Consider the following 25,134-nt stretch of genomic DNA (forward strand, 5'->3'; position numbering starts at 1 on the left):
TCCAGGGCTTCCTGCACAGCTACAACTACCATCGCTGCCACACCGCACTCGGAGGCCGGCCCCCAATCACCCGCGTCAACAACCCTGCGGGTCAATACATCTAGGCACGGGCCTGTGACTCAAGCCTAGCCTTGCATACTCCAGTATGATTGGACTCATGTCCTCAACGACTCGCATCACCGTCACGCTCCCCAGCGATCAGGTGGCGGAGCTTCGCAAGATCACGGACAACGTCTCCGGCTACGTGGCGGAAGCCGTAGCCCGCCAGATCCGGCACCAGCTCTTGGGCGACGACCTCCACCGTCACAAGGAGGAGCACGGCGCCTTCAGCGACGAGGAGCTCGCCGAGGCGCGCGGGAAGATCTTCGGCTCCGCCGGCACCTCCACGGGCGCGGACGCCGCGTGAGCGAGCGCTTCGAGACCGTTGTCCTGGACTCGGAAGGACTGTCCGCCTGGGTCGCGCAGGACCGCAAGCTCCTCGCCATGCTGCAGGTCTTCCACGACATGGGAGCCGACCTGGTGATCGGGGCCAACACCATCGTGGAAGTCACCCACTCCCGCACCAACATGCCTCGCCTCAACTGGGCCCTGTCCCGTGTCAAGGTGGAGCCCGTCACCGAGCAGGCGGCGAAAGCGGCGGCTGAGCTCCTCAAAGACGCCGGGCTGCACGGGCACAAGTACGCCATTGACGCCACGGTCGCCGAGGTCGCGCTCCGCCAGCCGAAACCCGTCGCCCTGCTGACCTCCGACAGCGATGACATGACCAAGCTCTGCGGCAACCAAGTCCGCATCGTCCCCCTCTGACCAGTCGGCCCGCCCGGAGCACGCGTCGCACTGCCAGCTCTCGTGCCCCATCCGTGCCCAGCAGAGCGGACAACAGCGGTCAGATACGGCTCCCAGAGACCGGGAGCCATCCACCTGCCCGTTCCGAAATCGCAGGTCAGAGCCCCTCCAGCACCGTAAGAACCGTTGATTCCCAAGCTCAGAGCGCGAGTTCGATTCTCGTCACCCGCTCTTCCACGAACCCTCAGGTCATCGGCCTGGGGGTTCGTCGTTGTCTAGACCTTCCTGAGCGCCTTGCACAACCTCCGCACTACCTGACCCCTTTTCGCGCTCCTCTTGTGCCTTGTCCCGGGCCGCTCGCACCATCCGGCCCAACCCACCCGCCACCTCTTTTTGACGCTCGTGGTCGGAGTGCTGATAGATCAGCGCGGCCCTCTCCGTCGACTGGCCGGCGCGCACCATCGTGTCCTTGAGGGTGGCTCCCGACCGGGCGGAAAGGGTGTGCCCGGTGTGCCGGAGATCGTAGAAGCGGAAATTTTCAGGCAGACCTACAGCGGTCCGCGCCTTGCGCCACTTTCGCCCGAAGGTGGAGCGCCGGAACGGCTTGCCCTTCTCACCGACGAACAACAGCCCGTCCGGCCCTTTCTCCGCGTACCAGTCCATGTGCCTCTGAAGGTCTTTGCGCAGGAATTCCCAGCAGGTGAAGAAGCTTCCTCTCAGCTCCTCGCCCGTCGTCGCCCACCGCTTCATGAGCCTTTGGACCTCAGCGAGCGTGAAAATGGTCCCTGACCACCGGAGGCCATCCGCGAAGATCACCCACATGTCGACGTTGCAGACGTCCTCAAGCGCTTCGCTCGCATCGGGCACGAAACAGATCTCGGCCCGTCCCACCTGACGTCCCTGACTCCTCTTCACTCCACACCGAAGGCGGAGCCCAGCTCCTCGCTCGTGCCCTGGCGTGCCAGAACGAGCGGGGACTCAGGGGGAATCACGGTGCGCAGTGGGACGCGTCGGCCGCGCCACCCAAGGCGGGGAATCCGCAGGTCAGGCCCATGCTTGCCCCACCTCGCCCCTAAAGCGGTGGTCCACACCCGGCGGGTGGGATCATCCGTGAATGGCAGACGCGCAGCTACCCCCGGGGTGGACCCTTCAGCAGATCGCCGACGTGTCCGGGGACCAAGAGGCTGTTGTCCTAGACCCAAACAGGGCGGTGAAGTGGGTAGCCTTCGACGGAGCCGACGAGGTGCTGCAACCAGAAATCGTGCTTGGGTTCCACAGTCTGTGCCTCGTGAAGCCAGTCCACGACGACGACTGGTACATGGGCAGCCTGTACGAAGACGGCAGCATCGACTGTTGGACAGCCTACGGCGACCTACACGAGGCACTACGCGGCCTGTAGGAGCACAGGCCGAGTGTCTGACTGCGCCCCAACGGCCCCACACCGAGGCGGACGTCCATGGGCTCTGGCGAACAGTTCACACAGGTCAAGGACAGTTGAGCCGCAGCCCATCGGGGCGGACGCATTGCTTCGGGACGAAGAAGTCGCGCACCGTAGCCGAGCCCGATCCGTGCCCGACAGGTTGGTAAACCACGGTCAACAGCGGGCTCAGGGTGGGCTGCAGGACTCGTGCGGGCGTCCGTTCGCGCGGGCCAGGCTGCACCCGGGGTCCGGAAGCGCGGTGATTCCCAAGCTCCGAGCGCGAGTTCGATTCTCGTCCCCCGCTCCATGAGAAAGCCCCAGGCCAGCGGCCGGGGGCTTCTTTGTTGTCCGGACCGGTCTAATCATCGCGCACCATCTGCGCACCACCTTGCCCCCTTTCGGCCGCCAGAGACCTTCACAAACCGCCAAGGGAAGCGCTCGGCCATGCCCAGAAGCTCGGGCCACTTCCGGGATGGACAGATGCTGCTCACGCACGTCGCTCTCTTCGCTATGCCGCGCAGCGCCGTGCCATAACCGGACAGCCGGACAGGCGGGACCCCTCTGCTGTGGCCACGGGTCCGGGTCCCGGTGCCCGGGAGCGCAACCACGGCAGCCCTTAGCAACCTGCGCGAGGCGGCTGACGACGCTGAGACAGAACCGGACATGTTCGCTCAGCCGCATTGGGCCTCGTCCATCCAGGGGACAAGAAACGATCCTGGCCGCGGGGAGGGACTATGCCCTGCGGTGGGATGGCACTGTCCGGTCATGAAGAGATCAAGACCCTGACCGCAGTTGTCGCCAGCGCCTGCCTCGCAGCCACACCCTTGGGCGAGGCGTCAGCGGCGCCGCACTGGAACAAGAGCGTGAAGTGCGAGGAGACCGATCCCGAGGGACGGGTGATCCCTACCCGTTACGGAAACGCCGATCTCGGCTGGAATCACTTCTCGGGTAAGCACAACATCAAGAAGTGCCGGGTGGTCGACGCGGCCCTGGCCGGGAAGGTCGACAAGAAGAACGGGGGCAGACTCGAGTACTACGGGGTTGCCCGCAACAAGACCAGGCTGGTCGAGATCGTGGTCATCGTGCAGTACGCGCGCCGTACGGCCGATGGCGAGTACGACGCAGGCAGGGGCAAGAAGATCGGTGTCATCACGGCCTATTGCAAGGGCATGAACAGGTGCCCGGACTGGATCAACGAGTGAATGACCTCGACGGGGAAACGGTTGAGCAGCAGGCGCACATCACGCGCTTTCTCCTCGATTACACAGCGGTACCCCTTACCGAGGGGACCTTCCTACGCGGTGTGCTGCCGACGCGGGATGCGGTCCGGGTCGTGACCGGAGTTGCCGACGCGATTGGGCCGCACGAACTGGTCGCCTATGACGTCCCGTTGTCGGACGAGGACGGGGAGCCGGTGACCGCCCCCCTGGTCCTTGGCTGGACACGCACGCTCACATCCGGCCCTCTCCCCCACACGGACGCGACCGTGATGGGCATGCCGCTTGTCCCGGTGGACATCACCGCCCTCGAACCCGCCGACTCGACCCGCACGGATCACGTGCTGCGCGTGCTGCGCACGTTGGCCTGGCCTTTCGTCGAGACCCCGCCCAGCCCGGCACTCTGCGGGTTCCTCTTCACCGGACAGGACAGCATGCGTCTCTACCTCGCGGTCGAGGAGTCCGAGGGCCTGATCGCGGCCGACGTACAGCTCACCGGCGCGTTGACCGCACTGCTGGCCGCCCTGCCCTCACTCATCGGCGAAGAGGAACGCTGGGTGACAGACGCATCCGACCCCCACTGTGTCCACGTAGTCGACCTGACCAGCTGGTAACGACCCGGCCACACCGCACCAGGGCGCCCTGAGAGCCGGCCCGCTGCATCTGCCCCCAGCCCATCGGCGCAACCGCATCCTGATGGTGGCCACCCGACGATCGCCATCGGCCGCGCAACCCAGACCGGACTCCCGTCCGAGCGGTTGCCCACACGGGAGCCCGTGCCACAACGTGCCAGAAGGGACGGTAAAACGACGCGACCAGGTCGACGGCGGAGCCGGACCCTGCAACGTAGAACCGCGCCGTACGTCCCTCCCCCGGCGGTTGACCGAAGACGGCACCGTCGACGACTGCCCAGCAGGGGCGGATTTCCTCGGCGATTCGCTGTACGCGCTGAGGACTGATGGCGTTGCCATCGACGTACACCCCGTCGAAAGCGTGCGCAGCTACGGCCGTGGCCACGTCCTCCGCCGCCTGCGGTGGGCAGACCGAGAGAACGACCGAGCTACGGGACAGAGCTTCCGCAAGCGAGTCACAGGCTGTGGCGCCAGCCTCCCTCGCACGGCGCCGCGTCTCCGCGCTGCGCTCCCCCGGCACCCACAGCACCTCGTGGCCGCCGCCGACAAGCTCGGCGCTGACGCGCCCCGGTCGTAGCTGTGCCTCAGGTCAGAACGCCGAAGTATAGGCGGCGAAGAAGGGTGTCTTCACCGGCGCTCCGCCGGGGTCGAAGCACGCCACGTGGAGCCGGACGGAACCACTGGTCCTGTCCCAAGGCTTGTACAGGCCGCAGTAGTCGGCGCTGCGTCCGTAAGCGGTGACGTGGGCGGTGTCCGACGGGACGGCCACCGACGGCATGGTGACCGTGAAGGGCGCTCCCGAGCCACCGAGGCTGTTGGTGGCTCCGCTGGAGTTGTAGTTGGTCAGCGCGGGCAGGGAGCCGTTGTACCAGAGATATCCGAAGGACTTCGGCGGAAAGGCCGGCCCGTGCACCGCTCGGAGATAGGAGTAACTCAAAGTCCACTCGGTGTCGTACGGCTTGCTGGACGCGTCGTAGCAGGCAACGATCACGGTCTGGCCCGCCGACCCCGGTGTCCAGTCGGACACCTTGCACCGCGCTCCCTGCCTCGGATCGACAGCGGTGACCTGAAGATCGCCCGCGTAGCCGGACAGCCCGAGGGCCGGAAGCCACGCCTTCCAGATGCCCGTCGATCCCTTGCTCACCGCGTTGGTGGCCCCCGTGGAGTTGTACTGGGTGAGTACGGTGCCGCTGCTGTCCGAGTTCAGGTAGCCGTACGAGCCGGAGGGCGTGGCGGGCAAGCCGCTGCTGCTCGTGTAGAGGACCGTGAAGGTGGAGTTGTCCGGTGCGCCGCTGGGGAGGTAGCAGTTGACGTATACGTCCTGGCCGGAGCCCACGGTCTTCCAGTCGGCGATCTGGCACCAGTGGGCAGCACTGTTCACCGCGGTGGTGTGGGCGATGCCGCCCGGTCCGCCGATCAGCGGGAAGTGGACCACGTATGAACCGAGGCCGATCTGGTCGACCTTGACGGGGTTGGCGGACGGTGAGGTCCAACTCCCCCACTGCCGCGATGAGTCAGGCACGTAACCGGGGGGCGGAGTCGCGTTGTCGAGGTACGCGAAGCCCCAGCGGTCGGGTACGGCGGCGTGGGCCGGGCCGGCTGCGGGAAGAGCTGCGGCCAGAAGGGCGGCCACCATGCCCAGTACGAGCATCACGGCCCGGACGGGTCTGCTCGACAGATATGACGTGCGGACGTGCATAAGTGTGCCTCCTGTTGGTGAGGTCGGTACTGTCTGCGCGATCCGGTGCTTCAGTGCGATTGCCTGCCGCGGGGCCGGGGCTCAGCCTTCCTGCGGCCTTTCCGAACGGCGGGGCGTGCGCCCGACGGCGTGCCGTGGGTGCGCAATCCGATTCCCACCTTCCCAGAAGTACATCCCGGCGGAGCGTTGTCGGTCAGCCGTTTCCGCGCTCGCCCAACCTGCCGCTGTGACACGAAAGCTCACGTGGTTCGCCTGGTACACAGCCCTTATTCAGCAGTTGCGGCTGCCGTCACGCCGATTACTCCTCCCCCGCGCCCCTGCCACCTCACCTGCCTCTGCACACACCACAGCTGGGCCTGTCCGGAACCCGCCTGCAGCCGGTCGACGCTTCCACCACCATCGCCGCCGCTCCACACTCCACGCCTCCGAGCCGGGCCTCTTCCCCGCCCCGGTCCGGACTGAACGCGGTCACCTACATCGGAGCCATCCCCCGGCATCGACGGCGCTCACGCCTTGGTCGCCCTCATCGGTAGTCAACGTGCCCCGACGGCGCTTCCGTCCCACCCGCCCGAGGAACTCCACGACACCTGGCCCTGCATCCCGGCCATCAGCCGTTCCGCCGTGTTGCACGGCGGAACGGCAGCAGGCCCAGTACTTTGGCCGGGCTCTTCCGTCGGCCTGTGGCCCATACTGCAGACGCCGGCGTCTCCGGAGGTGGCGCCCATCCTCCCCGCGCGTGCCCCGTCCGTGCCCAGCAGAGCGGACAACAGCGGTCAGATACGGCTCTCAGAGGCAGGGGACCATCCGCCTGCCTGCTGCAAAGCCGCACTTCACGGCTCCTCTGGCTACCCGAGCGCCGTTGATTCCCAAGCTCAGAGCGCGAGTTCGATCCTCGTCACCCGCTCCGTGAGGAAAGCCCCAAGCCAGTGGCTCGGGCCCCTTTGGTGTCAGGACCAGTTCAGGAATCCCGGACCAGATCCGCACGAGGTCTCCAACCGGCGCGGGCCATCGTGCTCTTGAGCGTGGCCCCGCACCGGGTCCTCAGGGGCCGGGGTACTTCGGCATGCTGTCGGTCCTTGTCGAGTTGCGCTGCGAGCTGATCGCGGCCAAGGCGGTGGAGGGCCTGGCCTCCGCCCGCGGCCGGGTCGGCGGACGCAGGCCCACGACGCTCACCGCCGGCCTCGCCCAGCAGCGGTACGACACGGGAGCCGGACCGTCCAGCAGATCGTGGACCCGACCACCGTGCCGTCCGTCCGCTCAGCCGGGGTCGGCGCAGAGTTGTGAGGTCAAGGCCGCACGGGCCCAGTCTTCCCACCTGTCCGGGGACCACCCGCGGTCGCGGACGAAGATCAGGTAGAGCTGCGGGCTGAGCAGGCCGAACAGCAGGTCCGCCGCCGTCTCGGTGGAGAGGTCAGGACGGGTGTCGGGCTTGCCGGCCAGGGCTTCGGCCGCGGCGTACTGCACGGTGTAACGCGGGTCGGGGCCGTCCGGCCACTGCGCAGCGATCTCGGGGTCGGTGGCCGCGGCGGTCTCGATCAGCGGCATGATCGGGGCGACCCGGCCGAGGATCTCGCGGGTGCCGTGGACGTGCGCGCGCAGCTGGCCGACCGCGGTGGGCTCGGCGCACGCGGCGCGGAACCACTCACGCTCCATGGTCGCGACCGGCTCGGAGTCCCCGGCAATGGACGCGTCGACCACCTCCTTGAAGAGCGTGCGCTTGTTGCGAAAGACGAAGTAGACCGTCTGAACGGCCACACCCGCCCGGTCCGCGACCTCCTGCAGGCTCGTCACCCCGTAACCCTGCGCAACGAACAGCTCGCGAGCCGCCTCGACGACCTTTTCACGCGTGCGGCGTGAGCGCTCGGCCCGCTTGTCCGGCCGCTTGACATCGTCCATGGCGCGAGTCTATCTCTAGAGTTCATCACTAGAGTTCGACTCTAATTTCTTGGAGGAGACGATGGACCTGTCCAACGCCCCCCAGGGGCCGGCACCGGACCTGGCCTCGGCGCAGCAAGACGCCGAGGAGGAGTCCGTCCACCGGGCACTGGATGGCTACTACCGCGCCGGCAAGGCACCGTGGGACACCGGCGTGACGCCGCCCGAGCTGGTCGCCCTGGTGGAGGAGCACGGCGCGCCGGCGGCCGGCCGTGCTCTCGAACTCGGCTGCGGCACGGGGACCAACGCCATCTACCTCGCACGGCACGGCTGGGAGGTGACAGCCGTCGACCTGATCGATCGCGCCGTCGACCGGGCCAGGGAGAAGGCTGCGGGGGCAGGGGTGGCGGTGCGGCTGCTGCACGGAGACGCCACCCGCCTCGACGAGCTGGACGTGCCGGGCCCCTTCGACCTGTTCTTCGACCTGAGCTGCTACTGCGGGGTCCCGCTGCATCGCCGCGACGCCTACGCCGCCGGGCTCACCCACCGCGCCGCTCCGGGAGCACGTCTACTGATGTTCGGGTACGGCCCCGAGCCGCTCGGCAGCTCGACCACCGAGATCACGTCGTGGGCGGCGGGCGTCACCGCCGACGAGCTCCGCGCCAGGTTCTCCGGCTGGGAGCTGCTCGACGTCACACCGGGCACCAACTCGGTGCCGACCTCCTGGTTCACGCTACGCCGCGACGCCTAGCGATCGCCGGTCGCGCGGCACGTGCAACGACGCCCGGGCGGGTCGCGCTCGGGCGTCGTAGTGGTCGACGTGCCGCGTGCTGTCCGGCGCCCCGGCCGACTGCTCAACCCCCCGCGACCGTGCCCCATCCGTGCCCTTCGGAGCGGACAACAGTGGTCGCGTGCGGCGCCCGGAGACCGCACCGACCACGCGCGTCCGGACGAACACGCAGGCCAGATCCACTTCGACTGCCCAAGAACCGCTGATTCCCCAGCTCGGAGTCCGAGTTCGGCTCTCGTCACCCGCTCCATCGGATCCGCGCTAGGTTGTGCCGGTGAACCACAGCCGTTCCCAGGCCGGCGCGCCCCGTGGGCCCGAGTTGCCGCCGCACCAGGCAGTGCTGGCGGAGACCGACTGGGGTTCGCTCCAGACGGCTTTCGGTAACGGTGAGGGCCTTCCCAGAGTCCTGGCACGGCTGTTGACACCCGACCCCGAGGCCCAGGTCAGCGCCTTGTCGGAGCTGGGGGAGACGGTCGGCCACCAGAACACCGTCTACGAAGCCACCGGCCCCGTCGCCCTGTACGTCGCCGGCATCCTCACCCACCCGGCGGCTACGACCCCGCGGCCCTACCGCAACGTGCCCGTCCGCGCGGCCCTGTTGAGCTGGTTGGCTTCCATGGCGTACAACGCCTCCGACGAGATGGCGGGTCGCACGGAGCAGTCCTTCCCCGGCTTCCTCGGTCCCGGGACCACCGTGGCGTGCTTCCGGGACCTGCGCCCGATGCTCTGTCGGGCGGTCGCACCCTTCCTGCGGGACAGCCACGAGGACGTGCGCGAAGCCGCCGTGATCGCCGCGCTCGTCCTCGCCGAGCACCCCACGCTCGCCGACCACCGCGATCACCTCGCCGTGGCCGCGCGCGCCGTCCTGGACGTCAGCGCAGACGCGCCCAACCGGCGGGTTGCCCGGAGAGCACTCGAAGCATGGGGCCACGACGTCCCCGATCCTGAGCCTCTTCCGGAAGAGCCCTGCAGCTGGGGGCCGCACAGCGATGGCCGCGGCGATCTCGTGCCACCCTTCTGACCCGTACGCGCGGGGGTCGCGCTAGGCGGCGGGCTCCCAGGTGAACCCGTCCGGGTCGGTGAAGGCGTCGGCGGTGCCGCCGAGGACGACGCGGTGCGAGCCGGTGCCGTCGACGGGGACGCCGAGGTCCTTCGCCAGGGCGCGGCGCTTGTACAGGGCGAGCTTGACGGGGCCGGCCGGTCCGGCGGCGAACTCGGCGTACTTGCCGCCGAAGCTCTTGGCCGCGGTCAGGCCCCGGCCGACGTAGAACTGCTTGGTGGCCTTCACGTCCTCGACGCCGATCAGCAGGACGACCTGGTCGATCTCGCGGGTGTCGGGACCGGTGTCCTTCTTCTCAGAGGTCGCGATCTTCCAGATCGTCCCGTCGGGTGCCTGGACGACGCCGCTGTAGCCCCACAGCGACTTCGCGGCGGGCTTCAGGACGGTGGCGCCGGCGTCTACGGCGGCGCCGAGGAAGCCGTCCACGATGGCCGGACGGGCCACGGTGAGCGCCAGGGTGAAGCCGCGGAATCCGGTGGAGTGCGCCTCGGACGCCCGGAGGGTTACGTACGTGTCCACGCCGAAGGCGCTGTAGAAGTGGCGAGCGGCCTCGAGGTCGGCCACCTCAAGGGTGACGGACGCGAGGGACGTGACGGCTGCGGTGGAAGCGGTGGTTGCCATGCCCCTCACGCTAGGGGCCGTGCCGCAGGCGGAGCTTCTCGATTCCTGACCGGAGTCGGCCCCCGTCCGGCGGCCCCGGGATCGCGGCGCTTCTTCGCGGCGCCACGGGCGCGCCCTCCCGGCCGCGGAGCGGCTGGACGTCGACCGCACCTCCGCCGCGGCGACCGTCGCGCTGGGGGCGACGTCTTCACGGGCGCCTTCACGCAGGGGGAGACGCTGCCGCCGGAGGCAGCCCTCGCACAGGGGCGGGAGTCGCGGCTCGTTCGCCGGTCCGGCCGCGGCGCACATCAACTTCCTTGATCCATCCGCCAGATAGGCATACGGTCTACGGCAACATCGCGTGTCGGTCACCGGCTGGGTGAGACATGGAGGTGTCGGGACATGCCTTCGGAGGCATTCCTTGTCAGTCGAGTTGAATCACACGATCGTCCACGCCCGGAACAACCGGGAATCCGCGGAGTTCTTCGCGAACCTGCTCAGCCTGGAGATCACCGCCGAGTGGGGTCCGTTCATCGCGGTCGGCCTGAGTAACGGCGTCACACTGGACTTCGCCACCGTCCCGGTGGACAGCATCACGCCGCAGCACTACGCCTTCCTGATCTCCGAGGAGGAGTTCGACGCGGCGTACGCGCAGATCAGAGCGCGCGGCATCGAGCACTACGCCGACCCCCGGCGGAAGCAGCCGGGCACGGTCAATCACAACGACGGCGGCCGCGGCGTGTACTTCATGGATCCGGCGGGTCACGCCATGGAGCTCATCACCGTGCCGTACGGCGGCTGGGCCTCGTAACCGTCCGTATGTCCGTATGGAGGACCGCGCTCCTGTGCGGGGGTGCGGTCCTCGGCCGGTGCCCGGGCCCCGGGCACCCCTCAGGCACCTCTCAACCAGCTTCAGTACTGGCCGCATGCCTGCGGGCCGGAAGGGAACAACCATGAAGTACGCACTCGTGATCTTCGAGACGGACGAGTCACGCCGCCGGATCCAGGCCGACCGGGACGCCTACCGCAAGGAGTACGAGGGCTGGATCGGCACTCTGGCGGCGGCCGGGAAGCTCGTCGGCGGCGACGCCCTGGAGACCGAGCGCACGCTCCCCGCGACGGTTCGCACGACGGCCGACGGGACGACGACGGTCACCGACGGGCCCGCGCACACCGGTGAGGAGACCCTCGGCGGCTGGTTCGTCGTCGATGTGGCCGACCGCGAGGAGGCCGTCGAACTGGCCAGGAGTCTCCCCACCCCGGAGACCGTCGAGATCCGTCCGATCCTCGAATCCGCCTGAGCGACACGGCTCCGGCCGCGGGCGAAAGGCGCCGCGCGACCTGCCGGGGCCGCGTGACCGGCCGGGGCCGCGTGACCGGCCGGGGCCGCCACACCGCCGGGGCCGCCGCACCGCCGGGGCCGCCACACCGCCAGGCCGACGCACCGCCGGAGCCATCGCACCGCCGGGCCGCCGGCCGCGTGACCGGCCGGGGCCGCACAACCGCCAGGCCGACGCACCGCCGGAGCCATCGCACCGCCGGGCCCGCCACACCGCCAGAGCCATCGCACCGCCGGGCCGCCACACCACCAGAGCCATCACACCACCGGGCCGCCACACCACCGGGGCCCAGTGGCCGTCGGGGCCCGGCGGCCGTCGGGCCGTGCCCCGGCGGGTGCGGTACGTCAGCTCCGGGCGTCGTCGTCCGTCTGTCCCGTGCTCCCCGTCGCCCGCGTCTTCTCGCGCATCTTGCGCACCAGCTCCGCCTTGCGGTCGGCGGCACCCTGGCGGTCGAGGTTGCGGTGCGGACCGTTGTTCTGCCGTTCGGCGCGGGACAGCTTCTTGCGCTGGCCGCCGCCCTGGCCCACGGGGTTGTTGATGTTCTTGCTGTCGGTCACGGGTTCTCCGGTGGTGTGGTGAAGGGTTCTACGGATTCACGCTGGGGGACGGGGCAGTGCCGAAGGGCGTCAGCGGGGCCCGTCACACTCTCAGCCGGGAACCGGCGCCTGGAAGAACATGCCGAAGACGTTACCCGGTCCTGTCGGGCCCGCGCGCCACGCCTTTCGACGCCCCGGCGTCCGCGGGCGTCGGGTGCCGCCGGGCGGACGCGCGCGGCCCGGGGGCACCGAATATCTCTGCCGGCCGTCTCAGAATTTAGCGGTCCATCCCCGGAGGGTTTTTGTTGCGGCGTATGCGGGAAATTCACGTACGCACATAATTCTCCTTGGCGTGCTACTGTCGAAGGCAGTTGCAGTTTTGGTACCCAAAAACTTCAGGCGCCTCAGGCGGTCGTAGGCCGCAGAGGGGCGCTTCGTATTTCCGGTCATTTCCGGGCAGGGCATCATCGCGGCGACACGGGGTCCGTAAAGTGCGGATTCCGGTGTACTGCCCAAAGGAGATTGACATGGCTACTGGCACCGTGAAGTGGTTCAACGCGGAAAAGGGTTTCGGCTTCATCGAGCAGGACGGTGGCGGCGCTGACGTCTTCGCCCACTTCTCGAACATCGCCGCCCAGGGCTTCCGCGAGCTGCAGGAGGGCCAGAAGGTGTCCTTCGACATCGCTCAGGGCCAGAAGGGCCCGACGGCCGAGAACATCGTCTCCGCCTGACGCGTACGTGCAGCTGGGGCCCGCATCCCTCGGGGTGCGGGCCCCAGCCACTTGCTTTTCCGAATTCCGTCCCGTGCACCACCCCTCATTTTTCGCTCACGCCGGCGCGGAATTCCGCAGGCCGCGCGTCCGCATTTCATTCGGTCCGTTCCTGTGATTCCCCACGCCGTTCCTTCGCTGCGGAATTCCTTGATGCGTGCCGTATCAAGGAAGGTTCAGCATGAACCCCACGCGCACGAACAGCCGGTCCTCCCGCACCGCCCTCCGAGGTGACGGACGCGGAGGCCACCCCACCGCCGGCCCGGTCCGGCCCCGCCGCTCCGGCTCGTCGGCCCCGAGCCGTTCGGGTGGCCGGCGGCCCGCCCCCGTGCAGGGAGAGTTCGCCCTTCCCCGGACGGTCACCCCGCCGCTGCCCGCGGTCGAGCTGTTCAGCAGCCTCGACCTGCCCCAGAGCCTGCTGTCCGCCCTCACCGCGCAGGGCGTGACCACTCCGTTCCCGATCCAGGGGGCGACACTGCCGAACTCCCTGGCCGGCCGCGACGTCCTCGGCCGCGGCCGGACCGGCTCCGGCAAGACGCTCGCCTTCGGCCTGGCCCTGCTGGCCCGCACCGCCGGTCAGCGCGCCGAGCCCCGCCAGCCGCTGGCCCTGGTCCTCGTTCCCACCCGGGAGCTCGCTCAGCAGGTCACCGACGCCCTGACCCCGTACGCCCGCGCCGCGAAGCTGCGGCTGGCCACCGTGGTCGGCGGGATGTCGATCGGCCGGCAGGCCCACGCGCTGCGGGGCGGTACCGAGGTCGTCGTGGCCACCCCCGGCCGCCTCAAGGACCTGATCGAACGCGGTGACTGCCGGCTGGACCGGGTCGCGATCACCGTCCTGGACGAGGCCGACCAGATGGCCGACATGGGGTTCATGCCGCAGGTCACCGCGCTCCTGGACCAGGTCCGCCCCGGGGGCCAGCGCATGCTCTTCTCCGCGACTCTGGACCGTAACGTCGACCTGCTGGTCCGGCGGTACCTCACCGACCCCGTCGTCCACTCCGTGGACCCCTCCCGGGGTGCGGTCACCACGATGGAGCATCACGTCCTGCACGTGCACGGTGCCGACAAGCACCGGCTGACGACGGAGATCGCGGCGCGCGAGGGCCGGGTGATCATGTTCCTGGACACCAAGCACGCGGTGGACCGCCTCACCCAGCACCTTCTCGCCAGCGGGGTCCGCGCCGCCGCGCTGCACGGCGGGAAGTCGCAGCCGCAGCGCACGCGCACCCTCGCCCAGTTCAAGACCGGGCACGTCACGGTCCTGGTGGCGACGAACGTCGCGGCGCGCGGGATCCACGTCGACAACCTGGACCTCGTCGTCAACGTCGATCCGCCGACCGACCACAAGGACTACCTGCACCGGGGCGGCCGCACCGCGCGGGCCGGCGAGTCCGGCAGCGTCGTCACCCTGGTCACCACCGACCAGCGCCGCGAGATGAACCGCCTCATGGCGGCCGCCGGCATCACGCCCCGGACCACCCAGGTCCGCTCCGGCGAGGCGGCGCTCAGCCGGATCACCGGCGCCCGGACCCCCTCCGGCATCCCCGTGACGATCACGACGCCGGCGCCCGAGCGGCGCAAGCGCGGCGCGTCCCCCACCGGCCGGCGCAACCCGGGCGCGGGGTCCCGGCGCGGGAGCGGGCGGCAGTCCGTCAGGAACGCGGCGGCCTGAGCACCGCCCGATCCGAAGGCCGGCCCATCTCCGCAGGAGGCACGTTGTGACATCGGTCCAGAACCAGCCCGACCCGGCGAACACCGACCCCGTCGCCGAGGCGGTGCTCGATGCCATGGACGCCGCCGGGCCGCAGGTCTGCGACGACATGACCGTGGAGGTGGCCCTGTCCGTCATGACCAGTGCCAGGACCGGCCGCCTGAGGGTCTGCGACAACGACGGCCTGCCCACCGGCCTCGTCACCCGGGCCCAGCTCGCCGTCGTCCGCGACGGGCCCGGCTACTCCGACCGGGTGCAGCTGCGTGACCTCCTCGGCGACCGGGAGCCGCATCCACCGGCCGCGATGACGGCCGGCGGGACCACGCACCGGCGGCCCCCCGCCCTCGCCGCGGCCCTCTGAACCGTCTCCCCCGCGGAACCATCCCCCTTTCTCTCCCTGTGAGGCATCGTGCGCTGTGTCATCGCCCGCTTCCCGTTCGAGCTCACCAAGAGCGGTGTCCTGGACTCCATGAAGGGCGTCAAGCCCGAGGAGATCGTCGGAGACTCCGTGACCATCGGCCGCCGCGTCTACCCCGTCAAGCAGGTCGGTGAGGTCGTCACCCGCCAGGACCGCCGCGACTTCAGCGCCGACGAAGTCCTCCGGGCGATGACCAAGCTCGGCTTCACCTGCCGCAGCGCTTCCCGGGCCGCCGCGCCCGCCCCGGCCCTCAGCCCGTTGCAGCACGCCTCCGCGATGCTCGGCACCCCGGTGGCCGTCTGACCGCCTGCTGCCCGGCGGGTGGCGCGGACCGCGACCTGAGCAGGCGGAAGGGCCCGATCGGCAATGTGCCGGTCGGGCCCTTCCGCGTACCCGGTGGGAACGTCAGTGCTCGGAGTACGTGAAGTCGCCCATGGTCCAGGCGCTGACGTCCGCGATCGCGACGCGGTACATCCCGCCCGTCTCCGGGATCCCCACCGTTCCCTGGAGGATCCGCGCCATATGGAAGTGCAGATACGCGGGCGGACCCTCCCTCGGGGGCGTAGCGGTGAACACGGCGGAGAACTCGCCCAGCCGGGCGGAGTCCGTCAGGACCTCCGACACCCTTTGCCGCCACACGGCTTCGGGCGCCAGCCGGCCGGTGATGACGGCACCACCGGCGACCACGGTGAGGGACATCTGGTTGCTGTGCCCGGACTCCACCAGCGTGGCGACGTCAACGAGCAGCTCGTCAGGCTTCGACATGAGAGCCGATCTTATGCACGGGCCGGCCCGGCGTCCCCCGGGCCCTCGGACAAGCCGGTGGGTGGCGGGGCGGCCGACTCCTCCGGAGCGGTCGACTACCTCCTCCGAGTGAATCCGAAAATCTATGATGACCACAGTAGACATTGCTCGCTGACGTGGTTAGGGTTTCTCTCGTAACCCAGAGAGACAGCGATACCCGGCAGAGACGGACTGCCGGTGGTGGACGTAGTCGCAGGACGGTGCGGCGGTGGAGTTCCGAAGCCAGGGCTGTTGCAGGACGGCGACGGGACTGACGGCCGGACCGGGTGGCCCGCAGGCAAGGGGCCGCCGGAGCGGGGCCGCTGACATGACAGTCACGGCGTCCGTGAACGCAGTACGCAGTGCCCGCTGGTCAGCAGTTGATCCCGAGAGAAGAACGGAGGAGCCGCGCCATCAGGATCGCCCGGGAGGAAGCCTTCAGCCCGCCCGGGTACCGCAGGACATCGATAGTGAGGTGGTCTCCGGTCACGCAACCGCGATCCCCGCGCTCCCGACAGCGGCCAGGTCGGAGCTGCGGATAAAGAAGGCCGGTGCCGAGTCCGGACCGGCAGGTGGTGTAGTAGTTCCTTCGGGGCCTTGGTGCCAAGTGGCACCAAGGCCCCTCAACGCGTTCCACAAGAGAGGTGCAAGTGACAGCAGACGACTCGTACGGCCGTCTTGACGACGACGACTACCCCGCCTACACGATGGGCCGGGCCGCCGAGATGCTCGGCACGAGCCAAGGTTTCCTCCGCGCCATCGGCGAAGCCCGTCTGATCACCCCGCTGCGTTCGGAAGGCGGCCACCGCCGCTACTCCCGCTACCAACTGCGTATCGCCGCCCGCGCCCGCGAACTGGTCGACCAGGGCACGCCCATCGAGGCCGCCTGCCGCATCGTCGTCCTGGAGGACCAGCTGGAAGAGGCGCAGCGCATCAACGCCGAGTACCGCCGCGCGGCGGAAGCGGCGGAAGCGCAGCCCGAGGACTGAGCGGCACGGGACCGCACGGGCGCACGTCGGGGCGCCCCGCCGTCACCCCGTCTCCCCCACCCACCGACGCGGGTCATCGCGGTATCCACCGCAGTCTCGATCCCCAGTGCCGAGCGGAACGTGGCGACGTTCTCCGAGACCCGGATCCGGTCGAAGGGATGGGACTCCTCGAAGAACACCGTGAATGCGTCCCCGATGCGGAGCGTCCACTCTTTTCACAGCCGCTCGACCGCAGGCATCCGCTTCTCGCGCCTTCCGTCGCGTATGCCCTGCCGTGCCCGAACCCCTGCGTAACCCTCTGCCCCCGCCCTACGCTGTGATCGTAGCCAGCGACCCAGGGGGAGCCCGGCATGGATCCGATCACAGCAGCGGCCCTCACGGCCATGGCCGGCAGTGTCGGCGGTGATGCCGGCCGCCAGGCGTGGCAGGGCCTCACCTCGTTGGTGCGGCGCCCGTTCCTGCGGCGGTCGGAGGAGGAGCCCGCCGTAGGCTCCGGCGAGGCGGAGCTCACGGCCCTGGAGGGCGATCCGGCCGACCCCGTGCGTGCGCAGGCCCTCGCGACCGCACTCGGTGTACGGGCCGCCCTGGACGGCGAGTTCCGCGCACTGCTCGACGTGTGGTGGCAGGACGCGCAACGCGTTGCCGGCGGCGACGTGGACAACACCATCAGCGGGGGTACCCAGAACGGCCCGGTACTCCAGGGCCGGGACTTCTCCAGCCTCACTTTCAACATGCCGGAACGCGAAGAGGATCGATAGCGTCCGGCCACGCGTTCCCCTTCCCGCGGCAGCCGTCGGCTGCGCCCGGCAGCATGCCGCAAGGTTCTGGCAAGGCGCCGTCGAGCCTTTGGTCCCCCTCGCCGGGCATCCCGTCACCGGAAGCAGTTCGTTGCACTCGGTGATCGACCAACAGGGGGACTCAGTGTCGGCGTTGAGTACGACCGGAACCAACACGAACGGAGCCAGCGCGGCCACGGCGAGCAGGTTCGAACCGGACACGGTCGACGGACAGGGGACCGAGTCGCGGCAGTGGCTGACTCTGGTGGGGCGCAAGCGGGTGCTGGCGGTGATCCACACCGTGACGTACGGGAAGCGCCTGCTCGATGTCCTCTCGCTGCTGGAAGCGGACTTCCGGCTCCAGATCTTCTTCACCGCACCGCCGCACGCCTTCGGTGACGACGTGCCCGCCTTCCTCGCCCGGCTCGGCGGAGTGGTTCTGCCGTGGGACCAGGCCACGCGCATGAGCTTCGATCTCGCCCTCGCCGCAGGGCCGCGGGGGGTGGAGCACGTGGACGCGCCGCTGATCACGTTGTCCCACGGGGCCAACTACCTGAAGAGGGTTCGCGAGGGAGCGAACTCGGGGGTGGCGGGGCTGCGCAGGCAGGACCTCCTGCCTGGTGGGCGGCTGCCGGCCGCCGTCGGTGTGCCGCACCACTCCGAGCTGCGCGAACTGGCGCACAGCTGCCCAGAGGCCGTTCCCGTGGCGCATGTGCTCGGTGACCCCGTGTACGACCGCATCATCGCCAGCATGCCGCTTCGGGCCGCGTACCGCCGCGCGCTCGGGCTCGCCGATGGACAGAAGCTCGTCGTCGCGGTCTCGACGTGGGGCGCCCACTCCTGCTTCGGCCGGTTCGACGCGCTGCTGCCGCGGCTGATCGGAGAGCTGCCGGTGGCGCGCTACCGTACGGCTCTGCTCGTCCACCCCAATGTGTGGTCCGGGCACGGGGCCTACCAGGTCAGGTCCTGGCTGGCACGGTGCGTGCACCTCGGCATCGGGGTCGTGCCGCCCGAAGCGGACTGGCGCAGCATTCTGATCGCGGCTGACTGGATCATCGGGGACCACGGCTCGGTGACGCTGTACGGGACGCTCACCGGTGCACCGATCCTGCTGGCCGCTTCGCCCGAGCAGGAGATCAATCCCTCATCGCCGGCCGCGACCCTCGCCGCCCATGCCCCGCGGCTGTCTCCCACCCATCCGCTCGTGGACCAGCTCGACTACGTGTCGAGGGAGTACCGGGACGAGGAGTACGCGTCGATCAGGTCGCGCATCACCTCGGAGCCGGGCCACTTCAACCGGAACACGCGCAGGCTGATGTACGGGCTCATGGGGATGGGCCAGCCCGCACACGAGCCGGTGACCGTGCCGTTGCCGGAACCCGTGCCACCGGCGGCATGGGCGCCGGACCGTGGGGAGGCGCCGGCGTGAAGCGCTTCGTCGTGGTCGAGGCAAGCCCCTTTCCCGACGTGCTGCGCGCCCGGTGCGCGCAGGTCTCGTACAGCGTGCGGCTGACCCCTGTCCGCCGCCCCCACCGCACATCGGTCATCGACGAGCACCTGGTCGTGGATGTGGATGCCTGCGCGGACGCTTCCCTGCTGGAATGCGGTGACGTGCTCCAGGGCAGCCGGGCGTCCTCGGTCGCCGTCGCACTGCGCCGGGTGGCGGACCTGGTCGCGGCCCACCCGGCCTGCGGCGTCGCCGCGGTGCCCCTGGGCGGAGGGCTGAGCGGCTGGGTCGTCGCCGGTGGTCCGGACCGGTGCGCGATTCTCGTGCCGTCGCGGGCCCGGAGCTCCGCGGAGCAGTCGTTGCTGCCCTCGTGCCTACACGCCTGGCTGGTGGCGGGACGTTCCTTACGCGAATGGCCCGGCGCCCGCGTCGTACCGACCGGCTGAGCCTCGGCCCCACCCTCTCGGGACCGGGCCCGCAGCCGGTCCCCCGGCCACGCAGGTCACCCGTCCCCGCCGAGCCGAAGCGCGTCGGCGGGGCTGGTGGTCTCGTACAGCGCGACGGCCCGCGAGAGGTACCGCCCCGCGCCCGTCCGGTCGCCCTGCTCCGCAGCGCTCTCCCCCAGCATCTCCAGGGAGCGCGCCTGCCAGAACAGGGCCCCGGACTCGGTGAACACGGCCAGGGCTTCGCGCATCCTCGCCGTGCCTTCCGCAGGGAATCCCGCTCGGGCCCGGGCGCGCCCCAGGAGGACGAGGGCCCGCGCGGCATCATGGGGGTCGTTCACCGCCACCAGGGTTTCACGGGCCCGCTCGAAGTACCCGGCGGCCCGGTCCGCGGCACCGGCCACGAGGGCGATCTCGCCGAGGATGATGCGGGCCAGGGCCGCACCCCGCAGGTAACCGCAGCCCTCCCATACGGAGATCGCCCGGTTGAGGAGAGCCACCGCGTCGGCGGGCCGTCCGGCCTCGCGATGACAGGTGCCGAGGCCCAGCAGCGCCTGGCCCTCGTCCCGGACGTCACCGGCTTCCCGCGCGGCGTCGAGGGACTCCCGGTACCAGACGAGGGCCTGCTCCGTGTGGCCGGCGGCCCCCAGTCCGATGGCGCCGGAATTGAGCATCTGGCGCTCGGCAGTCCTGTTGCCGGCCTGCCGGGCGGCTTCGAGTCCGATCTCGTGTGCCTCGATCCAGTCCGCGTAGTGGCGCAGGCGCAGGAAGAGGGGCCACAGGGCGTCCACCAGCATCCAGCTCGTGTCGTACCAGCCCTTGCCGGCGGCAAGCCGGACCGCGTCCAGCAACTGGGTCCTGTGGGTGTCGAGCCAGTCGAGCGCCGCGACGTCACCCTCGAAGGGCAGGGGCAGCTCGGGCTCGTACGCGTAGACCCTGGGGAGGGTGAACTGCACCGGTGTCAGCCGTGTCTGCGCCGCCGACGCGGTGTGCAGGCACCAGTCGCAGAACCGGCGCAGCACCTCTTCGCGGGCCGCGCTCGTCTCGTCCTCCATGGCGCGGTCGTGTGCGTGGATCCGTAAGAGGTCGTGCAGGCGGCAGCTGTCGGGGCCGACATCCTCCACGAGATTCGCCTCGACCAGTTCGTCCAGACCGCGCTCCGCCCAGTCCAACGACTCGCCGCACGAGGCGGCCGCGGTCATCGCGTCGAAGGTGCGTACGGGGAGCAGGCCGAGGGTCCTGTACAGGCGGGCGCTCCCCCCGCTCAGCACCGCGTACGACGCGTCCAGAGCCTTGCGCACCGAGGTCTCCCCCTCCACTTCGAGGGCGGCCAGCCGACCGCCTCCCTTGTTCCGCGCGAGGGCGTCCACGAACGCACCCACCGACTGGCGCGGCCGGGTCGCGAGCCGCGCGGACGCCAGACAGACAGCGAGCGGGAGGCCCGCACACAGGTCCACCAGGCGTTGCGCCGACAGTGGCTCGTCCGCCACGCGGTCCGCGCCGATCCCTCGGGTGAGGAGTGCGACGCCGTCCTCCGGGCCGAGCGCGTCGAGCTGGTGAAAGCCCGCGCCCTGCATGCGCAGCCCGGTCAGCCGGCTCCTGCTGGTGACGACCACGAGTCCCCCCGGTCCGGCCAGCAGCAGCGGGCGGACCTGGGCGGCGGTGAAGGCGTTGTCCAGCATGACCGCGACCCGCCGGTCGCTGGTGAGTGTCCGCCACAGGGCGGCCAGTTCGGCGGCGTCGGTGGACGGCGCGCCGACCCCCAGGGCCCGGAGGAACTGGGTCAGGATCTCCCCGGGCCCCACCGGTTTGCCCTCCGAATGCCCGCGCAGATCCGCGTACAACTGTCCGTCGGGGAATTCCGGGGTCATCGAGCGCAGCCATTTGGACACCAGAGTCGTCTTGCCAACGCCGGCCTGACCGCTGACGACGATCAGCCGCGATCCGCTGCCGTGGAGATCGCCCAGGGCCGCGAAGTCGCTGCGCCGGTTGGTGAAGTTCACCGGCACGGGCAGGAGCTGGCGTGGCGGCGCGGGCCGCGGCGCCGCCGGGGCCGGGTGGAGATGGATGCCACCGTGCACTTCACGGGCCTGGATGGTGGGTCCGCTCAGACTCGCCTCGCCGCTGATCTCATTCCGGTGAGGCCCTTCCGGGACCGCGCTGGAATCGCTCATCCATCCACCCCCGTAGATCAATGCCAATTGCCTGCCCCATTCGCGTTCTACCCCGGTGCGCGTTCGAATGACCATCACGGGCGAAGTGATTCACGCCAATTCCGGTAAGGCTGTATGGCGGTATTCGGCGCGCGGTGTCATGCTCGTGAGCCATCCATCGGACCGGCGGGGGCGCTGGTGGAATTTCAGCTTCTCGGACCAGTGGGACTGCGGCTGAACGGCCACTGGCTGACGCTCAAATCGGACAAGGAACGCCTGTTACTGGCCGCGCTCGCTCTCGACGCGGGCCGTCCTGTCGCGATCGGCGAGCTGATGGACCGCCTCTGGGACGGCGACCCTCCCGAGCGTGCCCGGGCGAACGCGTACACCTATGTGTCGCGTCTCCGACGTCAGTTGCGGGTGGCCGGCACCGGGCCGGACGCACCAGCGATCGTGGGCAGGGCGCACACCTACACGCTGCGCGCGGGCCGCGATGCCGTGGACCTGCGGCAGTTCCAGCACCTGGTCAACACGGCGTACCGGAGCGACGACGACGCGCGCACGGTGGAACTGCTGGCTCGCGCGGAGGAGCTCTGGCAGGGCGAGGCGCTGGCGGGTCTGCCGGGGCTCTGGGCAGCGACCGTACGACGCACGCTCATGGAGTCGCGGCTGAGTGCCGGCACCTCGCGCATCGCTGCCGGGCTGCGGCTGGGGCGCTTCAGCGACTACGTGGGGGAGCTGACCGCCCTCGTCGACCGGCACCCCGGCGACGAGACCCTGCTCGGACAGCTGATGGTGGCGTGCTACGGCAGCGGAAGGTACGCGGAGGCCCTGCGGGTGTACCAGCGGGCGCGGCAGTCGCTGAGGACGGAGTACGGAGCCCCGCCCGGCGCCGAGCTGAACCTGATTCACCAAGGTGTCCTGGCCCGCGTGCCCGCGCGTGAACTGGCTCACGGAGGCGGTGGCGCGAAGCGGACCGCCGCGCCGCTCGTTGCCGCCGCCGCCCCGGGCCTGCCTGCCGCTGAACCGTCCGCAGCACCCGGCTCCGCCGGCCCCCCGCACGAGGTGCCGCCGCGCCGCAATCTGCCGCAGCAGCCGTCGCTGGTGGGGCGCCGGCCGGAGTTGCGGGCGCTGACCTCGATGATCACCGAGAGGGGTGCGCGAGGCGGGACGGTCGTCACCGTGGAGGCGGTCAGCGGCATGGCGGGGGTCGGTAAGACGGCCTTGGCCGTCGCCACGGCCCATCTGCTCGCCGACACGTACCCGGACGGTCAGCTCTACATCGATCTGCGCGGCCATTCCCCGGCCCAGGAACCGCTCACCGCCCGGGCGGCGCTGGCGACCCTGCTGAGACTGCTCGGCGCGCCGGCCTTCTCCATTCCCTCCGAGTTGGAGGGGCGCACGGCTCTGTGGCGGACCATGCTGGCCGGGCGTCGCGTGGTCATCGTTCTGGACGACGCCACCGGCCCCGGACAGGTACGCCCTCTGCTGCCGGGCGGATCGTCGTGCCTGACGATCGTCGCCAGCCGCCGCCATCTGACCGGGATACCGCAGGCGCTGTCCGTACCGCTCGACGTCCTCCCGGAAGAGGACGCCGTCGAGTTGTTCCGCGGATTCGCGGGAAGGGCACGGACCCGTGACACCGGCCAGGTCGCTCGGATAGTGGATCTGTGCGGGTGCCTTCCTCTCGCCATCGAGCTGGTGGCGCACAGGTTCCGCGCCCGTACCTCCTGGACATTGGAGGTCTTGGCCGAGCGTCTCGCCCGAAGTCCCGAACGACTGGCGGAGATTCACAGTGCGGATCAGGAACAGGAGATGGTCCGCGCGTTCGCCCTCTCCTACCGGGATCTCACTGCTCAGCAGCGGGCGGCGTTCCGCCGCCTCGGGCTCCATCCCGGGCCCGAGTTCACCACTCCGGCGGCGGCCGCACTGCTCGATCTGCCCCACGACACGGCGGAACGGCTGCTCGAAGGACTGGTGGCGTGCCATCTGCTCCGCGAGCCCCTGCCCGATCGCTATCGGTACCACGATCTCCTCAAGGAATACGCCTGCGGTCTGTCCGTCTCGGAGGACAGCGAGCAGGAGCGCCGCCGGGCCATGGACCGCCTGACGGGCTTCTATGTCACGACGGCTGAGGCCGCGGACCGGATGGCCTACCCCCATCGTGTGCGTCCGGAACCGGCGGTGCCGCCCCCGGCGGTGGACGCGCGGCTCCTGACGGACCCCGCCGCGGCACGGTCCTGGCTCGCCGCGGAGCGCGGAAATCTTCTGGCCGTCGAGGAGTCCGCCCGCCGCACCGGGGACGGCGGGCCGGCCGCCCGGCTCGCCGGTGCCCTGGCGGGCTTCCTGCAAGGCGAATGCCACTGGCACGACGCCAGAAAGCTTCTGGGGCACGCCGTCACCCACTGGGAGCGGGCCGATGACGCGTCGGCTCTCTGTCTGGCGCTGGTCGACCTGTGCGCGGCGGGTGCGAGTGTCGGTGACTACGCGGAGGCCGCCGCGGCCGGGGAGCGGGCTCTGGAGCTCGCGCGGGCCCGGGACGACCCGGCCGCCGAGGCCGCGGCGCTCCGCGTCCTGGGTACGTTGAACTGGCATCTCGGCGAGAACCGGAACGCCCTGGTCCTGCTCCAGAAGTCGTTCGCACTCGCCTCACTGTCGGGCGATGTCTGGGAGCAGGCGCGCAGCCGGAACAATATCGCGGTGACCATGCTCTTCCTGGGGGACCGCGAGCGCGCTCTCACTCATTTCCTCAAGGCACTCGACGGATTCCGCAGTGCCGCCGACAGGACCGCCGCAGCCCAGACGCTCAACAACATCGGGGAATTACAGATGCAGACGGGAGACGTGGCCTCGGCCCGTCGCTCGTTCGAGGAATCTCTCGCGTATCTGGAAAACGAAGGAAGCCGGTACGACTGTGCGACCGTACGCAGAAATCTGGCCGAGTCACTGATGGAATCGGGTGCTCCTTCGGCCGCTCTCCCCGCCTTCGCGGCCACGCTTACGGAATTCCGTGCGCTCGGCGACCGCAAAAGCCAGGCCGAGACCCTGGTCGGGATCGGCGAGGCGCACTGGCGGCTGGGAAACGTCGAGGAGTCCGGCCGGCACGTCCTCGAAGCGCTGAGGATCGCGCAGGACATCGGCGCAGCTCACCACGAAGTCCAGGCGCTGCGCCGGCTCGGTCGCGCCGACTTCGCCGGTGGCCGGCTGACCGTCGCGGCGGACCGCCTCCGGACGGCGGCGGCCATCGCCGCCCGCACGGACGACGTCGAGGAGGAGACCGCCGCCCGGACACTGCTCGCGGAGGTCCTGCTGGCGGCCGGCGATATCGGCGACGCGCGGGCCTCGCTCCGGCGGGCTTTCGCGTTGAATCAGCATCGGGATGCCGCCGAGGCGCAGCGCATCGACCGCCACCTAAAGGCGCTCGAACACTTATCTGATAACCGCCAGGAAAGCCGCCCGGCAGAGCGTGAGGCGTAACCGAGGAATGCCGCTGGCATATACCAGAGGAATGTTGCGGTAATAATAGCCGGTTTGCTCGTCCTACGTTCTGCTAATCTCCGCTCGAAAGATCCACGCGGAAGGAAAAACGGCTAGTGAACAAGGTTTTGGCGGTCACCACCCTCCTCTGTATGACCGCCCTGGTGACAGCAGCACATTCCGGTGTGGCGACGGCATCGTCCAGGAGCAGCCTC

At 69.9% G+C, this 25,134-nt stretch carries 24 protein-coding genes and 1 pseudogene; 18 read left to right on the plus strand and 7 right to left on the minus strand.

From position 1 onward, the window contains the following. Positions 1-157 precede the first annotated feature (157 nt). Entirely contained in the window at positions 158-406 is a 249-nt protein-coding gene (locus ACN6LM_RS15505) for a hypothetical protein (RefSeq protein WP_445065943.1), read from the plus strand. Next, a complete protein-coding gene (locus ACN6LM_RS15510) occupies positions 403-804 on the plus strand; it encodes a DNA-binding protein (RefSeq protein WP_445065944.1) in 402 nt (133 codons plus the stop codon). Before ACN6LM_RS15505 ends, ACN6LM_RS15510 begins: the two co-directional genes overlap by 4 nt. A 228-nt stretch (positions 805-1,032) precedes the next feature. On the opposite strand, the pseudogene ACN6LM_RS15515 reads toward ACN6LM_RS15510, so the two are convergent. Beyond that, a pseudogene (locus ACN6LM_RS15515) lies at positions 1,033-1,473 on the minus strand (tyrosine-type recombinase/integrase); the annotation flags it as partial. Positions 1,474-1,897: 424 nt separating this feature from the next. On the opposite strand from ACN6LM_RS15515, the gene ACN6LM_RS15520 reads away from it, so the two are divergent. The 3 genes from ACN6LM_RS15520 (at position 1,898) to ACN6LM_RS15530 (ending at position 4,034) form a co-directional block, all read left to right on the plus strand. Then, positions 1,898-2,182, plus strand: coding sequence for a hypothetical protein (locus tag ACN6LM_RS15520; protein ID WP_445065945.1), 285 nt, complete (start codon positions 1,898-1,900; stop codon positions 2,180-2,182). A 770-nt stretch (positions 2,183-2,952) separates the two neighbouring features. Beyond that, positions 2,953-3,405 (plus strand): hypothetical protein, encoded by a 453-nt coding sequence (locus ACN6LM_RS15525; RefSeq protein ID WP_445065946.1) that lies wholly within the window; start codon positions 2,953-2,955, stop codon positions 3,403-3,405. Beyond that, on the plus strand, positions 3,402-4,034 hold the full coding sequence (locus ACN6LM_RS15530; protein WP_445065947.1) for a hypothetical protein: 633 nt from the start codon (positions 3,402-3,404) through the stop codon (positions 4,032-4,034). The genes ACN6LM_RS15525 and ACN6LM_RS15530 overlap by 4 nt, the downstream gene beginning before the upstream one ends. Positions 4,035-4,641: 607 nt before the next feature. On the opposite strand, the gene ACN6LM_RS15535 is transcribed toward ACN6LM_RS15530, so the two are convergent. Continuing rightward, positions 4,642-5,751 (minus strand): hypothetical protein, encoded by a 1,110-nt coding sequence (locus ACN6LM_RS15535; protein WP_445065948.1) that lies wholly within the window; start codon positions 5,749-5,751, stop codon positions 4,642-4,644. A gap of 1,257 nt (positions 5,752-7,008) precedes the next feature. After that, positions 7,009-7,647, minus strand: coding sequence for a TetR/AcrR family transcriptional regulator (locus tag ACN6LM_RS15540; protein WP_445065949.1), 639 nt, complete (start codon positions 7,645-7,647; stop codon positions 7,009-7,011). Between the two features lie 49 nt (positions 7,648-7,696). Here ACN6LM_RS15540 and ACN6LM_RS15545 point away from each other — a divergent pair, with 49 nt between their 5' ends. After that, positions 7,697-8,377 (plus strand): class I SAM-dependent methyltransferase, encoded by a 681-nt coding sequence (locus tag ACN6LM_RS15545; RefSeq protein ID WP_445065950.1) that lies wholly within the window; start codon positions 7,697-7,699, stop codon positions 8,375-8,377. A gap of 313 nt (positions 8,378-8,690) precedes the next feature. Beyond that, positions 8,691-9,437: a hypothetical protein gene (locus tag ACN6LM_RS15550; protein WP_445065951.1), complete on the plus strand. Its 747-nt coding sequence runs from the start codon at positions 8,691-8,693 to the stop codon at positions 9,435-9,437. A 21-nt stretch (positions 9,438-9,458) separates the two neighbouring features. On the opposite strand, the gene ACN6LM_RS15555 is transcribed toward ACN6LM_RS15550, so the two are convergent. After that, positions 9,459-10,097: a glyoxalase gene (locus tag ACN6LM_RS15555; RefSeq protein ID WP_445065952.1), complete on the minus strand. Its 639-nt coding sequence runs from the start codon at positions 10,095-10,097 to the stop codon at positions 9,459-9,461. A 400-nt stretch (positions 10,098-10,497) separates the two neighbouring features. On the opposite strand from ACN6LM_RS15555, the gene ACN6LM_RS15560 reads away from it, so the two are divergent. Continuing rightward, positions 10,498-10,887, plus strand: a complete 390-nt coding sequence (locus tag ACN6LM_RS15560; RefSeq protein ID WP_445065953.1) for a VOC family protein — start codon at positions 10,498-10,500, stop codon at positions 10,885-10,887. A gap of 142 nt (positions 10,888-11,029) precedes the next feature. Beyond that, entirely contained in the window at positions 11,030-11,377 is a 348-nt protein-coding gene (locus ACN6LM_RS15565; protein ID WP_445065954.1) for a YciI family protein, read from the plus strand. 383 nt (positions 11,378-11,760) lie between these two features. On the opposite strand, the gene ACN6LM_RS15570 is transcribed toward ACN6LM_RS15565, so the two are convergent. Further along, a complete protein-coding gene (locus ACN6LM_RS15570) occupies positions 11,761-11,973 on the minus strand; it encodes a DUF6243 family protein (protein WP_445065955.1) in 213 nt (70 codons plus the stop codon). 506 nt (positions 11,974-12,479) lie between these two features. On the opposite strand from ACN6LM_RS15570, the gene ACN6LM_RS15575 reads away from it, so the two are divergent. The 4 genes from ACN6LM_RS15575 (at position 12,480) to ACN6LM_RS15590 (ending at position 15,154) form a co-directional block, all read left to right on the plus strand. Next, positions 12,480-12,683, plus strand: coding sequence for a cold-shock protein (locus ACN6LM_RS15575; protein ID WP_072489439.1), 204 nt, complete (start codon positions 12,480-12,482; stop codon positions 12,681-12,683). A gap of 220 nt (positions 12,684-12,903) precedes the next feature. After that, entirely contained in the window at positions 12,904-14,394 is a 1,491-nt protein-coding gene (locus tag ACN6LM_RS15580) for a DEAD/DEAH box helicase (RefSeq protein ID WP_445065956.1), read from the plus strand. Between the two features lie 46 nt (positions 14,395-14,440). Beyond that, on the plus strand, positions 14,441-14,794 hold the full coding sequence (locus tag ACN6LM_RS15585) for a CBS domain-containing protein (protein WP_445065957.1): 354 nt from the start codon (positions 14,441-14,443) through the stop codon (positions 14,792-14,794). Between the two features lie 48 nt (positions 14,795-14,842). Continuing rightward, positions 14,843-15,154: an SCO5918 family protein gene (locus tag ACN6LM_RS15590; RefSeq protein WP_445065958.1), complete on the plus strand. Its 312-nt coding sequence runs from the start codon at positions 14,843-14,845 to the stop codon at positions 15,152-15,154. Positions 15,155-15,256: 102 nt separating this feature from the next. Here ACN6LM_RS15590 and ACN6LM_RS15595 read toward each other — a convergent pair whose 3' ends face one another. Further along, positions 15,257-15,616, minus strand: coding sequence for a hypothetical protein (locus ACN6LM_RS15595; RefSeq protein WP_445065959.1), 360 nt, complete (start codon positions 15,614-15,616; stop codon positions 15,257-15,259). A 668-nt stretch (positions 15,617-16,284) separates the two neighbouring features. Between ACN6LM_RS15595 and ACN6LM_RS15600 the strand changes: the two genes are divergently transcribed. From ACN6LM_RS15600 to ACN6LM_RS15615, 4 genes are all read left to right on the plus strand, one after another. After that, on the plus strand, positions 16,285-16,623 hold the full coding sequence (locus ACN6LM_RS15600) for a MerR family transcriptional regulator (protein WP_445065960.1): 339 nt from the start codon (positions 16,285-16,287) through the stop codon (positions 16,621-16,623). A gap of 350 nt (positions 16,624-16,973) precedes the next feature. Next, positions 16,974-17,381: a hypothetical protein gene (locus ACN6LM_RS15605; protein WP_445065961.1), complete on the plus strand. Its 408-nt coding sequence runs from the start codon at positions 16,974-16,976 to the stop codon at positions 17,379-17,381. Between the two features lie 283 nt (positions 17,382-17,664). Then, entirely contained in the window at positions 17,665-18,828 is a 1,164-nt protein-coding gene (locus ACN6LM_RS15610; protein WP_445065999.1) for a hypothetical protein, read from the plus strand. Then, positions 18,825-19,292 (plus strand): hypothetical protein, encoded by a 468-nt coding sequence (locus tag ACN6LM_RS15615; RefSeq protein ID WP_445065962.1) that lies wholly within the window; start codon positions 18,825-18,827, stop codon positions 19,290-19,292. The genes ACN6LM_RS15610 and ACN6LM_RS15615 overlap by 4 nt, the downstream gene beginning before the upstream one ends. Positions 19,293-19,348: 56 nt before the next feature. Here ACN6LM_RS15615 and ACN6LM_RS15620 read toward each other — a convergent pair whose 3' ends face one another. Further along, positions 19,349-21,463: a tetratricopeptide repeat protein gene (locus ACN6LM_RS15620; RefSeq protein WP_445065963.1), complete on the minus strand. Its 2,115-nt coding sequence runs from the start codon at positions 21,461-21,463 to the stop codon at positions 19,349-19,351. Positions 21,464-21,640: 177 nt separating this feature from the next. Here ACN6LM_RS15620 and ACN6LM_RS15625 point away from each other — a divergent pair, with 177 nt between their 5' ends. Continuing rightward, entirely contained in the window at positions 21,641-24,919 is a 3,279-nt protein-coding gene (locus ACN6LM_RS15625; RefSeq protein WP_445065964.1) for an AfsR/SARP family transcriptional regulator, read from the plus strand. The last annotated feature ends 215 nt before the right edge of the window (positions 24,920-25,134 follow it).

The organism is Streptomyces sp. SAS_281 (assembly GCF_052542855.1).

Excerpts from the sequence above, each read along its gene's own strand:
- ACN6LM_RS15505 (WP_445065943.1), top strand. The coding sequence starts at position 158 with ATGTCCTCAACGACTCGCATCACCGTCACGCTCCCCAGCGATCAGGTG.
- ACN6LM_RS15520 (WP_445065945.1), top strand. The coding sequence starts at position 1,898 with ATGGCAGACGCGCAGCTACCCCCGGGGTGGACCCTTCAGCAGATCGCC.
- ACN6LM_RS15525 (WP_445065946.1), top strand. The coding sequence starts at position 2,953 with ATGGCACTGTCCGGTCATGAAGAGATCAAGACCCTGACCGCAGTTGTC.
- ACN6LM_RS15535 (WP_445065948.1), bottom strand. The coding sequence starts at position 5,751 with ATGCACGTCCGCACGTCATATCTGTCGAGCAGACCCGTCCGGGCCGTG.
- ACN6LM_RS15540 (WP_445065949.1), bottom strand. The coding sequence starts at position 7,647 with ATGGACGATGTCAAGCGGCCGGACAAGCGGGCCGAGCGCTCACGCCGC.
- ACN6LM_RS15555 (WP_445065952.1), bottom strand. The coding sequence starts at position 10,097 with ATGGCAACCACCGCTTCCACCGCAGCCGTCACGTCCCTCGCGTCCGTC.
- ACN6LM_RS15565 (WP_445065954.1), top strand. The coding sequence starts at position 11,030 with ATGAAGTACGCACTCGTGATCTTCGAGACGGACGAGTCACGCCGCCGG.
- ACN6LM_RS15575 (WP_072489439.1), top strand. The coding sequence starts at position 12,480 with ATGGCTACTGGCACCGTGAAGTGGTTCAACGCGGAAAAGGGTTTCGGC.
- ACN6LM_RS15580 (WP_445065956.1), top strand. The coding sequence starts at position 12,904 with ATGAACCCCACGCGCACGAACAGCCGGTCCTCCCGCACCGCCCTCCGA.
- ACN6LM_RS15595 (WP_445065959.1), bottom strand. The coding sequence starts at position 15,616 with ATGTCGAAGCCTGACGAGCTGCTCGTTGACGTCGCCACGCTGGTGGAG.
- ACN6LM_RS15605 (WP_445065961.1), top strand. The coding sequence starts at position 16,974 with ATGGATCCGATCACAGCAGCGGCCCTCACGGCCATGGCCGGCAGTGTC.
- ACN6LM_RS15620 (WP_445065963.1), bottom strand. The coding sequence starts at position 21,463 with ATGAGCGATTCCAGCGCGGTCCCGGAAGGGCCTCACCGGAATGAGATC.